The organism is Rhizobium sp. Leaf311, from assembly GCF_001423445.1.
In the GTDB taxonomy this organism is placed as follows: Bacteria; Pseudomonadota; Alphaproteobacteria; order Rhizobiales; family Rhizobiaceae; genus Agrobacterium.
On record NZ_LMNZ01000004.1, the window covers coordinates 722,861 to 735,740 of the forward strand.

Annotated in this window: 12 protein-coding genes; 8 read left to right on the top strand and 4 right to left on the bottom strand. The window is 57.8% G+C overall.

What is annotated here, in order from left to right; all coding sequences use genetic code 11:
- Positions 1 to 129: 129 nt before the first annotated feature.
- Positions 130 to 1,173, bottom strand: a complete 1,044-nt coding sequence (locus ASF69_RS09260) for an aldo/keto reductase (RefSeq protein WP_062586983.1) — start codon at positions 1,171 to 1,173, stop codon at positions 130 to 132.
- A 246-nt stretch (positions 1,174 to 1,419) separates the two neighbouring features.
- On the opposite strand from ASF69_RS09260, the gene ASF69_RS09265 reads away from it, so the two are divergent.
- From ASF69_RS09265 to gmk, 8 genes are all read left to right on the top strand, one after another.
- Positions 1,420 to 2,703: an Nramp family divalent metal transporter gene (locus ASF69_RS09265; protein WP_062586984.1), complete on the top strand. Its 1,284-nt coding sequence runs from the start codon at positions 1,420 to 1,422 to the stop codon at positions 2,701 to 2,703.
- 117 nt (positions 2,704 to 2,820) lie between these two features.
- Entirely contained in the window at positions 2,821 to 3,765 is a 945-nt protein-coding gene (fabD, locus tag ASF69_RS09270) for an ACP S-malonyltransferase (RefSeq protein WP_062587257.1), read from the top strand.
- Between the two features lie 29 nt (positions 3,766 to 3,794).
- Entirely contained in the window at positions 3,795 to 4,532 is a 738-nt protein-coding gene (gene fabG, locus ASF69_RS09275) for a 3-oxoacyl-[acyl-carrier-protein] reductase (RefSeq protein ID WP_062586985.1), read from the top strand.
- 287 nt (positions 4,533 to 4,819) lie between these two features.
- Positions 4,820 to 5,056: an acyl carrier protein gene (locus tag ASF69_RS09280; RefSeq protein WP_006727438.1), complete on the top strand. Its 237-nt coding sequence runs from the start codon at positions 4,820 to 4,822 to the stop codon at positions 5,054 to 5,056.
- Positions 5,057 to 5,290: 234 nt separating this feature from the next.
- Complete coding sequence (gene fabF / locus ASF69_RS09285) at positions 5,291 to 6,553, top strand: beta-ketoacyl-ACP synthase II (RefSeq protein WP_062586986.1); 1,263 nt, start codon at positions 5,291 to 5,293, stop codon at positions 6,551 to 6,553.
- A gap of 309 nt (positions 6,554 to 6,862) precedes the next feature.
- Positions 6,863 to 8,086, top strand: coding sequence for an endolytic transglycosylase MltG (mltG, locus tag ASF69_RS09290; RefSeq protein ID WP_062586987.1), 1,224 nt, complete (start codon positions 6,863 to 6,865; stop codon positions 8,084 to 8,086).
- Between the two features lie 71 nt (positions 8,087 to 8,157).
- Positions 8,158 to 9,045 (top strand): YicC/YloC family endoribonuclease, encoded by an 888-nt coding sequence (locus ASF69_RS09295; protein ID WP_062586988.1) that lies wholly within the window; start codon positions 8,158 to 8,160, stop codon positions 9,043 to 9,045.
- Positions 9,046 to 9,051: 6 nt separating this feature from the next.
- Positions 9,052 to 9,723 (top strand): guanylate kinase, encoded by a 672-nt coding sequence (gmk, locus tag ASF69_RS09300; protein WP_062586989.1) that lies wholly within the window; start codon positions 9,052 to 9,054, stop codon positions 9,721 to 9,723.
- Between the two features lie 119 nt (positions 9,724 to 9,842).
- Here gmk and rsmA read toward each other — a convergent pair whose 3' ends face one another.
- From rsmA to ASF69_RS09315, 3 genes are read right to left on the bottom strand one after another with little or no spacing between them, the layout of a single operon-like run.
- Entirely contained in the window at positions 9,843 to 10,673 is an 831-nt protein-coding gene (gene rsmA, locus ASF69_RS09305) for a 16S rRNA (adenine(1518)-N(6)/adenine(1519)-N(6))-dimethyltransferase RsmA (protein ID WP_062586990.1), read from the bottom strand.
- Positions 10,673 to 11,692: a 4-hydroxythreonine-4-phosphate dehydrogenase PdxA gene (gene pdxA / locus ASF69_RS09310; RefSeq protein ID WP_062587258.1), complete on the bottom strand. Its 1,020-nt coding sequence runs from the start codon at positions 11,690 to 11,692 to the stop codon at positions 10,673 to 10,675. Before pdxA ends, rsmA begins: the two co-directional genes overlap by 1 nt.
- Positions 11,693 to 11,708: 16 nt before the next feature.
- Positions 11,709 to 12,653, bottom strand: coding sequence for a peptidylprolyl isomerase (locus ASF69_RS09315; protein WP_062586991.1), 945 nt, complete (start codon positions 12,651 to 12,653; stop codon positions 11,709 to 11,711).
- Positions 12,654 to 12,880 lie beyond the last annotated feature (227 nt).

Consider the following 12,880-nt stretch of genomic DNA (forward strand, 5'->3'; position numbering starts at 1 on the left):
GTTTCGTAAACGAAACCAGCCCTCCGTTCAGCCACCAGCCAATTGGACCGGGTGTTGTGAACAGCGCGCTTATACGGATTTCTGCCAGGATTGCAAGCGCGCTGTCCAGATAGCTCGTTTTGATCGGCCTCAAATCGCCATCGGGTATTGGCGATGGATGTCGGCGATACCCTTCAAGGCTTCATCGGAAAGGACCACATCCTTGGCGGCTATGTCTGTCTTCAACTGCTCCATGGTGGTTGCGCCGATGATGACGGATGCCATGAAGGGGCGTGTCAGGCAGAACGCCAGAGCAAGTTGCGCCGGGTCGATACCGTGCTCATAGGCAAGTTCCAGACAGGCCTTGACCGGAGCTTCCTGAAGCGGCTGCAGGCGTCCACCGATATCGCCGTTGATGGAAGCGCGGGAGCCCTCCGGGCGCGCACCGCTCTGGTATTTCCCCGTCAGGATGCCGCCTGCGAGAGGAGAGTAGGCGAGCAGGCCGACGTCTTCGTGATGCGAAACTTCTGCAAGGTCGAGATCGTAGGGACGATAGAGGAGATTGTATTCATTCTGGATGGATGCAACGCGTGGCAGCCCGTTGGCCTCGGCAATATCGATGAATTTCTGCGTGCCCCAGGCGCTTTCGTTGGACAGGCCGATGGCGCGGATTTTGCCGGCCTTGACCAGTTCGCCAAGTGTCTGAAGCTTTTCTGTGATTTCCTCGAGCGTCTTTACCTTGTCCTGCCTGGAGGCGTCGAAGTTCCAGTTGCCACGGAAAGCGTAGGTGCCGCGGTTTGGCCAATGGATCTGGTAGAGATCGATATAGTCGGTCTTCAGCCGGGAAAGGCTGGTGTCCACCGCTTCGCGAATTCCCGCCGCATCGATTTCACGGCCGTTGCGGATGTAGTCGCGGCCTGAGCCCGCAACCTTGGTGGCAAGGACGATATCCTTGCGCTTGCCGGATTTCTGGAACCAGGTCCCGATGTAATCTTCGGTTCGGCCCTGCGTCTCGGCTGAGACGGGGGTGGTTGGATAGAGCTCGGCGGTATCGAAGAAATTGACACCCTGATCGACTGCGTAGTCCATCTGCTCATGCGCTTCGGCTTCGGTGTTCTGCGTGCCCCATGTCATGGTGCCGAGGCAGATTTCAGACACCGAAATGCCTGTGCGTCCCAGATTATTATATTTCATGAAGATGTCCTGATGCTTGGCGTGTAGCTCGAAGGAAGATGGCGATGAGGCCGCAGCGGGTCAAGTTCGTGGAAAAACATTCCGAAATGCCCGGAATAACGACGGATCAACATCCTGTTATCGGCAAAGGGTAGTATTTTCAATCTCGCTAATGCAAATAGCGTGGAAGCTTTTGCTCTTTGCGCGTCGGCAAATAATGCCCGCTACGCGTTGGGGTGTTGATCAGAACAAGCTGGAGGACGCTAAATGACAGACAGTGCAGCCATAGCCCGACCGCCACAGGAGGGCGGGAACGATGCCCCGCCCGCAACCGGTCGGTGGAAACTGATCGGCCCGGGAATCGTAGCGGCGGCCACAGGCGTTGGTGCGGGCGATCTTGTCGCCACCCTGATTGCCGGTTCCCGGTTCGGTTACGCGCTTTTATGGGCGGCGGTCATTGGCTGCATCGTCAAGATCGCGCTTGCGGAAGGCTCGGCGCGCTACCATCTGGCAACCGGCTCCACCATGCTGGATGGCTGGCGCTCGCTCGGAAAATGGACGAGCTGGTATTTCGGCATTTATATCATGGTCTGGGGTTTCGTGTATGGCGCAACGGCCATGAGCGCGACTGCCCTGCCTCTCGCGGTTTTCTTTCCATCCGTGCCGCTTTGGGCATGGGCGGTGCTGACGGGGCTTTCCTGCGCCGCATTTGTCGCCTTCAATCGCTACGAAGCCTTTGAAACCGTCATGAAAATCTTCATCGGTATCATGTTCGTCATCGTGATCGGCATCGCGATCATGGTTTCGCCGAATGTGGGTGAAGCCGTAACAGGTCTCATTCCAACGATCCCGGAAGGCTCGGCAATCTATACGCTCGGCCTGATTGGCGGCGTCGGCGGCACCATCACGATGGCCTCCTATGGGTATTGGGTCAATGCCAAGGGCTGGCGCACGCCTGCCTGGATGGGCGTCATGCGGCTGGATAACCGGGTCGCTTATATCGTCACAGGCATGTTCGTCATTTCGATGCTCATCATCGGCGCCGAACTGCTCTATGCCTCCCAGATCGCGCTTTCGACCGGCGATCGCGGCCTGCTTGATCTGGACCGTGTGCTGGAGGAACGATTCGGCAGCACCATGTCCACGCTGTTTCTCGTCGGCTTCTTTGCCACTGCCGTGTCTTCGGTGCTTGGCGTGTGGCAGGGCGTGTCGATGCTGTTTGCGGATTTCGTCCGTGGCATCAAGGGTGAGACCGGCAGCCGGGAAGGGCTGGAAAAGACCCCTGCGTTTCGCTTCTATCTTTTCTGGCTGACAATTCCGCCCATGGTGCTGCTGTTTCTCGGACGGCCTTTCCTGCTTGTCATCATCTATGGCGCGCTGGGCGCTTTCTTCATGCCCTTCCTCGCCCTGACGCTCATCTGGCTGCTGAACTCAAAGCGCGTGCCGAAAGAATGGCGCAGCGGATGGCTTTCGAACGGTCTGCTCGGCATTTCCGCCTTGCTGTTCATCGTACTGTGCATCACCGAAGTCGTTGGTCTGTTCACACGATAAAGCCGCAATTGCGGGGTGTGAGAGGTGGACAGAAGCCTTGCGTACCCCGCAAAGCCTTGACTCCGTGAGCTGGAATGTGAATGGAAGTCCCAACAAATAAGAGAAGGGATGGATCCCATGGCTATCGCATTTACATTTCCGGGACAGGGCAGCCAGGCTGTCGGCATGGGCAAGGAGCTTGCCGAAAACTTTGCGGAGGCACGCGCCGTCTTCGAAGAGGTTGACGACGCTCTCGGCCAGAAGCTTTCCGACGTCATGTGGAATGGACCGGAAGAAACCCTGACGCTGACCGCAAATGCGCAGCCTGCATTGATGGCCGTTTCTGTGGCCGTGATGCGGGTGCTGGAAGCACGCGGTCTAAATCTGGCGGACAAGGTTTCCTATGTTGCGGGCCATTCGCTCGGCGAATATTCCGCGCTCTGCGCTGCCAGAACCTTCTCGCTTTCGGATACGGCACGTCTTCTGCGTATTCGCGGCAATGCCATGCAGGCCGCAGTGCCCGTCGGTGAAGGCGCAATGGCCGCCATCATCGGGCTGGAGCACGGCGATGTCGACGCAATCTGCAGCCAAGCCGCTGCTGATGGCGTCTGCCAGATCGCCAATGACAATGGCGGCGGACAGCTCGTCATTTCCGGTTCGAAGGCTCCGGTTGAAAAGGCTGCTGCTCTCGCCTCCGAAAAGGGTGCCAAGCGCGCCATCATGCTGCCCGTTTCCGCACCTTTCCATTCCGCGCTGATGGCGCCTGCGGCTGAGGCCATGCGTGAGGCGTTGGCCAATGTCAGCAAGAAGAGCCCTGTCGTTCCCGTCATCGCCAATGTTCGCGCAGCGCCGGTCTCTGATGCCGACGAAATTGCGCGTCTGCTGGTGGAGCAGGTGACGGGCCAGGTGCGTTGGCGCGAAACCGTTGAGTGGTTTGCCGCAAACGATGTGACGACACTCTATGAAATCGGCTCCGGCAAGGTGCTTACGGGTCTGGCGCGCCGTATCGACAAGACGGTGAACGGCGTTGCCGTCGGGACGCCTGCGGATATCGATGCCGCTCTGGCAACACTTCTCGGCTGAGTTATAAAGATAAACAAAGGATAGGCATCATGTTTGATCTGACCGGCCGCAAGGCTCTCATCACCGGTGCAACTGGTGGCATTGGCGAGGAAATCGCCCGCACATTGCACGCGCGCGGCGCAACGGTTGGCCTGCACGGCACCCGCGTCGAGAAACTGGAAGCGCTTGCCAGTGAGCTGGGCGAGCGCGCCAAGATTTTCCCCGCCAATCTTGCCGACCGGGCCGAAGTCAAGGCGCTTGGCGAAAAGGCAGAGGCGGAGCTTGATGGCGTCGATATCCTCGTCAACAATGCCGGCATCACCAAGGACGGTCTTTTCGTTCGTATGAGCGATGAGGACTGGGACAACGTCATCGAGGTGAACCTCACCTCCATGTTCCGTCTGACGCGCGAACTGACGCATCCCATGATGCGCCGCCGCTTTGGCCGCATCATCAACATCACATCCATCGTTGGTGTGACCGGCAACCCAGGTCAGGCCAACTATTGCGCCTCCAAGGCCGGCATGATCGGTTTTTCGAAGTCGCTGGCGCAGGAAATCGCCACGCGCAACGTTACGGTAAACTGCGTCGCGCCCGGCTTCATCGAAAGCGCCATGACGGGCAAGCTGAACGACAAGCAGAAAGACGCCATCATGGGCGCCATTCCCATGAAGCGCATGGGAACAGGTGCCGAGATTGCATCCGCCGTGCTTTACCTTGCTTCCAACGAAGCAAGCTATATGACTGGCCAGACCCTTCATGTGAATGGTGGCATGGCAATGATCTAACAGTCGTCCAGCTGGCACGCCGTGAAGAAAATTGCCTGTAGAGCAAGATGGTTAGCACTATTTTAAGGCTTTTTTCTCCCCGGAAACCGTGTTAAGCGGGCGAAGACTGTGAACAGTCGTCCCGGAAACAAAGGCGGCCGTTGCGATTTCTCGTGACGATGTTTAGCTTGAACCGGGTTGAACGGGTTTGCCCACGGCGCCTGCCTTGTAAAGGGTGCTTGGGGTTTTAACAGGGCAGGGTGTCTGAAGAAGGCATTCCTTTCAAAGTAAAGGTCGAGGAAACCGACATGAGCGATATCGCAGAACGCGTAAAGAAAATTGTAGTTGATCATCTTGGCGTTGACGCCGAAAAAGTCGTTGAAGGCGCAAGCTTCATCGACGACCTGGGCGCTGACTCGCTCGACACCGTTGAACTGGTTATGGCGTTCGAAGAAGAATTCGGCGTTGAAATTCCGGACGATGCAGCAGACTCGATCCTCACCGTAGGCGACGCTGTAAAGTTCATCGAAAAGGCTCAGGCCTAATCGACCGAATTAGGGAAGGCGTCAGCCTTCCCGATATGGCCCGGCCAGTCCGGGCCAATATTTTATCCTGCTGCGCGCCGTATCGTGCGATTGTCAGGAATGGAATGCGGTGCCCTGCGAACGCGCGGAGGGTGCTTTGAAATTGGAATAGGCACATCGTAGTTTTTGAAAACATTGCCGGTTTTCCAAAACTATGATGTGCGGGGATGATTGGATAAGGGCGGAGCATTAGCGATGAGACGTGTCGTTATCACCGGTACCGGCATGGTATCTCCTCTTGGTTGCGGAACAGAAATCACCTGGGAACGGCTATTGGCCGGTCAGAACGGTGCCCGTCTGGTAACCGAGTTCGAGGTCGAAGATCTCCCTGCTAAAATCGCCTGCCGCATTCCTGTTGGCGATGGCACCAATGGCACCTTCAACGCCGACGACTGGATGGAGCCAAAGGAGCAGCGCAAGGTCGATCCGTTTATCGTTTACGGAATGGCCGCTGCCGAAATGGCGTTGAACGATGCCGGCTGGCACCCCGAGACAGACGAAGACCAGATCATGACCGGCGTCCTCATCGGCTCCGGCATTGGCGGTCTGGAAGGTATTGTGGAAGCGGGCTACACCCTGCGTGACAAGGGTCCACGCCGCATCTCTCCCTTCTTCATTCCTGGCCGCCTCATCAACCTCATTTCCGGACAGGTTTCCATTCGCCACAAGCTGCGCGGACCCAACCATTCCGTGGTGACCGCGTGCTCGACCGGTGCTCACGCCATCGGCGATGCGGCCCGTCTGATCATGCTGGGTGATGCGGATGTCATGGTCGCCGGTGGTGCGGAATCGCCCGTCTGCCGCATTTCGCTTGCCGGTTTCGCGGCCTGCAAGGCACTGTCGACGCAGCATAATGACGATCCGCAGAAGGCTTCTCGCCCCTATGACAAGGACCGCGACGGCTTCGTCATGGGCGAGGGCGCTGGCATCGTCGTTCTGGAAGAACTGGAACATGCCAAGGCTCGCGGCGCAAAGATTTACGCTGAGGTCGTAGGCTATGGCCTTTCGGGCGATGCGTTCCACATCACCGCTCCATCGGAAAATGGCGAAGGCGCATATCGCTGCATGGTGATGGCACTGAAGCGCGCAGGGCTTACCCCTGCGGACATCGACTACATCAATGCCCATGGCACATCCACCATGGCAGATACGATCGAGCTGAGTGCCGTGGAGCGTCTTGTGGGCGATGCCGCCTCGACGATTTCAATGTCGTCGACGAAATCCGCAACGGGCCATCTTCTGGGTGCAGCCGGTGCGATCGAAGCCATTTTCGCAACGCTTGCCATCCGCGACAACATCGTGCCGCCGACGCTCAACCTCGATAATCCCGATGTTGAAACGGCGATAGACCTTGTGCCGCACAAGGCTCGCAAACGTCAGGTCAATGTTGCCCTGTCCAATTCCTTTGGATTTGGTGGCACCAACGCGTCGCTCGTTTTGCGCCGCTACGAAGCATAAGCTGAACGGTACTTGCCGTTTGCGCGGGAATCGCAGAAAAAGCGTTGAGCTTCCCGACATAGGTACAGGCGAGATCATCTGGTTTCGCTCTTATCCGGTGTCTCGTAATATCCCGGTTTCTGTGCCGGGATGTTCTTTTTCGCTGCTCGTGTCGGCAGCGTTCTAAAGCGGAAACATATCTGTCTTTGGAAACGAAGATGTGTTCGATGTTTCCCCGTCTATCGAGTGCAGAATAGCCTGCCGAACCTGTTTTTGCCGCATTGCCTGCTCACATAAGCCGCTGTAATGCCGAACTGAAAAGGACCGCCGGTGAGCGATACGAGAGAGAACAATCAGGCCCCCCAAGGACGTGACGGCTCCAGCGAGAGCAAGGGTGGCCCGATCATTCCAAAGTCTCCGACCGAGGCTTTGAGACCTGAGAAAGTTCCCGCTCCGCCAAAACGCTCCCGCAAGGCCCACAGCCAGCTCGTTATATTCCTGAATTTCCTGATGACGCTTGTCGTTGCGGTGTGTGTAATCGGCGTCGCCGGTTTCTACTATATGATCAACTCGTTTCATGAGCCCGGTCCACTCGACGTGAACAAGACGGTCACCGTTCGCAATGGCGCAGGTCTTGCCGAGATTGCCAATAATCTGGAGCGTGAAGGGGCGATTTCCAACGCCCGCATCTTCCGGCTGATGGCAGATCGCTACATGACACCCGGCCAGACGCCCAAGCCCGGCGAATATGAAATCAAATCCGGTACGTCCATGAAGGACATTCTGGCGCTGCTCGAATCCGGAAAGTCCATTCTCTACACGGTGACATTCCCGGAAGGTCTGACCGTCAAGCAGATGTTCGCGCGTCTTGCTTCCGATCCCGTCTTGGAGGGCGACCTTCCCGCCGAATTGCCGACCGAAGGGTCACTACGGCCTGACACCTATCCCTTCACACGCGGCACCAAGCGCGAAGAGATCGTCAACCAGATGCGCGCGGCCCAGACGCGCCTGATTGACATGATTTGGGAGCGTCGTGACCCGGACCTTCCGATCAAGACCGTTCAGGAATTCGTGACTCTTGCGTCCATCGTTGAGAAGGAAACGGGAAAAGACGATGAGCGCGGGCATGTCGCATCCGTGTTCTATAACCGGATGAAAAAGAACATGCGGCTGCAGTCCGATCCAACCATCATCTACGGTCTATTCGGCGGCGAGGGCAAACCGGCTGACCGGCCGATCTACCAGTCGGATCTGCAGAAGGAAACGCCTTTCAACACCTACATCATCCGTGGTCTTCCGCCGCATCCCATTGCCAACCCAGGCCGGGCCGCTCTGGAAGCGACAGCCAATCCCTGGCGGACGGAAGATCTCTATTTCGTAGCCGACGGGACCGGTGGCCATACCTTTGCCAAGACGCTTGATGATCACAACGCAAATGTTCGCCGTTGGCGCAAGATCGAGGCTGAAAAGGCTGCTGCGGGTGGCACGCCGGATACTGCGGTTGACGGGCAGCCGGGTGGCACGCAGGCAGAAAAGCCTGCAGCAAACAATTAAGACGTTAGGGTCTGCTGCCGCCATACGCCTGAGCGCCGGTGGCAGCGAAGGTTTTTCAGGGGGTATATTTTATGACATTACAATCCATGACGGGCTTCGCACGCAGCGACGGTTTCCATGGACGATACCGCTGGGCCTGGGAGCTCCGGTCCGTCAATGGCAAGGGCCTGGACCTACGCCTGAGGCTGCCAGCAGGTATGGAAGCGATTGAGCCAGAGCTGCGTGATATCGCATCCAAGAGCCTTTCTCGCGGTAACATTCAGGCAGGGCTCAGCCTTTCCACGTCGGAAACGAAGTTGGAAGCGGTGGTCAACCGCGAAGCACTGGATGCGGTGCTGGCATTGAAGCGCGATCTCGCCGGTGCGGTGAGCGAAGCGCCTCTCAATTTCGATAGCTTGCTTTCCGTGCGCGGATTGGTGGAGTTTCGTGAACCGGAAGAAAGCCCGGATGTGCAGGAGGCGCGAAATCACAGCATCGTTGAAGGCTTCGGTGTCGCCATCAGCGCTTTGAAGGCCATGCGTCAGCGCGAAGGTGCATCGCTGTTTGAAATCCTTTCCGGGCAGATCGACAGGATAGAGGCGCTGACGGCCCTCATCGAGGCCGATCCCTCGCGTCAGCCAGAGCAGATCCGCGCCCGTCTGGCGGCTCAGATTGCGCTCATCGCGGACGGATGCACGGCACTGGACCGCGACCGCCTGCACACCGAGGCGGTGCTGTTGGCCACGAAGGCCGATCTGCGCGAAGAGGTTGATCGCCTCACGGGCCATGTCGCGGCTGCGCGGGAGCTTTTGGGCAGCGGGCAGCCTGTCGGGCGCAAGTTGGACTTTCTTGCACAGGAATTTAACCGCGAGTCGAATACAATCTGTTCCAAATCCAATGCCAGTGCTGTAACCGCTGCAGGTATAGAGCTGAAAGTGGTGATCGACCAATTTCGTGAACAGGTCCAAAATCTGGAGTAGACCCCCATGGCGTCAGCCAGCATTCCTCCCGTCCATATCGCCCGAAGGGGCTTGATGCTGGTCATTTCCTCACCATCGGGAGCGGGCAAGTCAACCATTGCCCGCAATCTGCTCGAGAAGGACAAGAATATCAGCCTCTCGGTTAGCGTCACTACGAGGGCGCGTCGCCAGAGCGAGATTGACGGCATCCACTATCACTTCATCTCCAAAACGCAGTTTGAGCGTATGCGCGACGGCGAGGAGCTGCTGGAATGGGCAGAGGTTCACGGCAACTTCTACGGCACGCCGCGCGAGCCGGTGGAAACGGCGATGGCTGAAGGCAAGGACATGCTGTTCGACATCGACTGGCAGGGCGCCGAACAATTGCAGGACAAGATGAAGGCCGATGTCGTATCGATCTTCATCCTGCCACCGACCATGACGGAGTTGCAGTCAAGACTGCATCGTCGCGCCGAAGATACCGAGGAAGTCATTCAGACGCGCCTTGCCAACTCCCGGTCCGAGATCGAGCATTGGCGGGACTATGACTACGTGATCCTCAACGACGACCTGCAGGCCGCCTTCGAGGCCGTAGAGGCCATCGTCAAGGCAGAGCGGGTCCGTCGCGACCGCCGCCATGGCATGTTCGATTTCGTGCGCGGATTGCTGGAAGAAGTACCGACACTGCCTGGCCGTTAAGGGTTTTGCGGCTTCTCACGCAACTGCTCTTGCAACTGGGTGCGTCGCCAGCGTGAGGCATGCGGGCCAGCGTGACACATGCAACTGGTCGTGACGTGTTCAGCCGCAAGGCAGGCCCGTCACAGGCAGTTTGCAAGCCGGACGAACTCTTCCACCGACAATGTCTCCGCACGCCTTGTCGGGTCGATACCGGCCTTTTCGAGAAGCGCCTCGCCGCCGATTGACTTGACGCTCTGGCGCAGCATCTTCCGGCGCTGACCGAATGCGGCTTCCGTCACCTTTTCAAGATTTGCAACATCGCACTGCAGAGGCTTCGTCCGTGGCAGAAGATGCACAACGGTCGATGTAACCTTCGGGGGAGGGCTGAAAGCCTGTGGCGGCACATCGAAGGCCATTTCCGGAACCGTACGCCAACCTGAGAGAACCCCAAGCCGACCGTAGTGATTGTCACCTTCCTCGGCAACGATGCGCTGGCCGACCTCTTTCTGGAACATGAGTGTCAGTGACATCCAGAAGGGAGGCCATTGCTTCGGCAGAAGCCAGTTGACAAGCAACTGTGTGCCGACATTATAGGGCAGGTTGGCGATGACGCGGACCGGTTCGCCTCGCGGGACCAGTCCCTCGAAATCCGTTTTAAGTGCATCGCCCTCGATGACATCAAGTCGGCCTGGATAATGATCGGCGATTTCCGCCAGCGCAGGCAGGCAGCGGCTGTCCCGTTCGACCGCAATGACCTTCTTGGCGCCCAGCGACAAGATCGCGCGCGTCAGCCCGCCGGGACCAGGCCCGACTTCAAACACGGTGACGCCCTCGAGAGGACCCGCCGTTCTCGCAATTTTCTGCGTGAGATTGAGATCGAGCAAGAAGTTCTGGCCGAGGGATTTCTTTGCATCGAGACCGTGGCGCTGGATGACATCGCGCAACGGTGGAAGACCATCAATGGTTGCCATTATGCAGGTACCTGCCTCGATGAGATATCTGCGGCCATCATCAGCGCTGCGACAAGGCTCGAATCATTGGCAATACCCTGTCCAGCAATTCCAAAGGCCGTGCCGTGGTCTGGCGACGTGCGAATGAAGGGCAGGCCAAGCGTAACATTAACGGAGTCGTCAAAACCAAGCGCCTTGGCGGGTATCAATGCCTGATCGTGATACATGCACACGGCGACGTCGTAACGCTTGCGTGCAGCGTCATGGAACATCGTATCCGCTGGCAGCGGACCAAAGGCATCAATGCCCTCCTTGCGAAGCTGGATAGTCGCCGGATGAATGATGTCCCGGTCTTCGATGCCGATGGCGCCATCTTCACCAGCGTGCGGGTTCAACCCGGCAACGGCGATGCGCGGCGCGTCAATGTCGAACTTTGTTCTGAGATCGGACGCGACGATCCGGCAGGTTTCGATAATCAACTCTTCCGTCAGGGCGTGCGTGATGTCCTTGACCGGGATGTGAATGGTCACCGGGACCACCCGCAGTTTCGGTCCGGCAATCATCATGACTGGCTTCACGGTCTGCCCGGTCGCTTTCTTTGAGAGCTCGGCCAGAAACTCCGTATGTCCCGGAAAACCAAAGCCAGCTTCATAGAGAACCGATTTGGCAATCGGGTTCGTCACGACGGCCGCAGCCCTCTTGCCGACAGTCAGTGTAACCGCCGTTTCAATAGCCTTTATCGTCGCCAGTGCGGCTCCGATATGCGGTTGTCCCGCCTGAACATCGAAGCCGACGGGAAGGGGCAGAACAGGCAAAGCCTCTGAAAACGCCGAGATGGCGTCCTCAGGTTCGCAAACCTTCACGTTGACGTCTACCCCGAGCAAATGGGCGCGGCTGCGGAGAACATCAGGATCGCCTACAAAAATGAAGGGAGGCAAACCAAGCTCCCGGCGCTTGGCCCAGGCTGTAACGGTAACGTCAGGGCCGATACCGGCGGGGTCGCCCTGCGTGAGGGCCAAAGGCAATTGTAGCAGGGTCACGAATTCCGCTTTCACATCAGGTGCTGGTAATCTGGGCTTTCTTCCGCAGCTCTTCCAGATATTTCTTCTCGTTCGGATTCTCGCCTTTTTCGGCTTTGGTCAGATCTTCGGCACGGAAAACGATTTCCGCAGCATAGTCGTCTGAAACCTGCTGCTTTTTGCAGACCGCGAGATATTCAACACCCTTTTCGGTCACGCGCGTGCCCGTCGTGCCGCCTTGGGCGGTCTTTTCGACCAGTGGTTTCCAGTCCGGCGGCAACTCCGGCTCCATGATGCGGCCAAGATCCTTGATCGAAACGTCAAGCATCGTGGCTGCAAAGGTCTTGGCCTGGTCGCAACCCGGATACCGCTTGCGCGACGCTTCGGCCTCCGCCTTTCGCTTGCCGGTGATGGCATTGCGCTTGGCCTCAGGGATAACGAAGATGATCTGCTGGAGGAAATATTCGTTCGTCACCGGCTTCTGGCCGCGCTCCTTGAGCCGTGTCACGAAGTCCTGCGTCGACATCTTGTTGCGTCCGCCATAGCGGGCGTTGACAAGACGCGGCCAGCTCATCTGGACGGCGATGAAGGATTTGAAATGCTCCGCACCGACACCCGCCTGGGCTAGAACTTTTGTCAGCTGATCGGTGGACATCTTGTTCGTAGCGGCGAAGCGGGCAAAGGAGGCATCGACATCTGCGGTGCTGACCGACATCTTGACGCGACCGATTTCCTCGCGCTTGAGGGCCTCATCGATAAGCTGCTCACGGGCCTTTTCCGCAAGATTGCCGGACTGGCGCTGCAACTTCAAAAATGCGACGCGCTTGGCAATATCGTCAGTCGTGATCGGGGTCTTGTTGACCACCACCTTGACCGCGCTCGCCGCGGCGGCTCTTTCTGCAGGCAGCGCGATAACCATGGGAACCGCGAAAATCGCAAAGGCGAATGCTACACTTCGCAACGCCGACTTTCCGAAAGTCATCCTGTTCTCTCCCTGTCGACAAGTCGTTGACGTGACCGCTACGACTTTGTTTCGATTGTTCTTCACCATCTGATGAGATGGATGTTTCCATTCGCCAGCCGGTTAATGCAGTTTGTGGTGCAGTAAAACCGTGATTGTGACCGTGTATATCATCGGTCCGAATAAAACGGCAATCGCAGCGAAGGCGGACATTGAAGATATCTTGCGGCAAAACCGTGGCGCGTGGA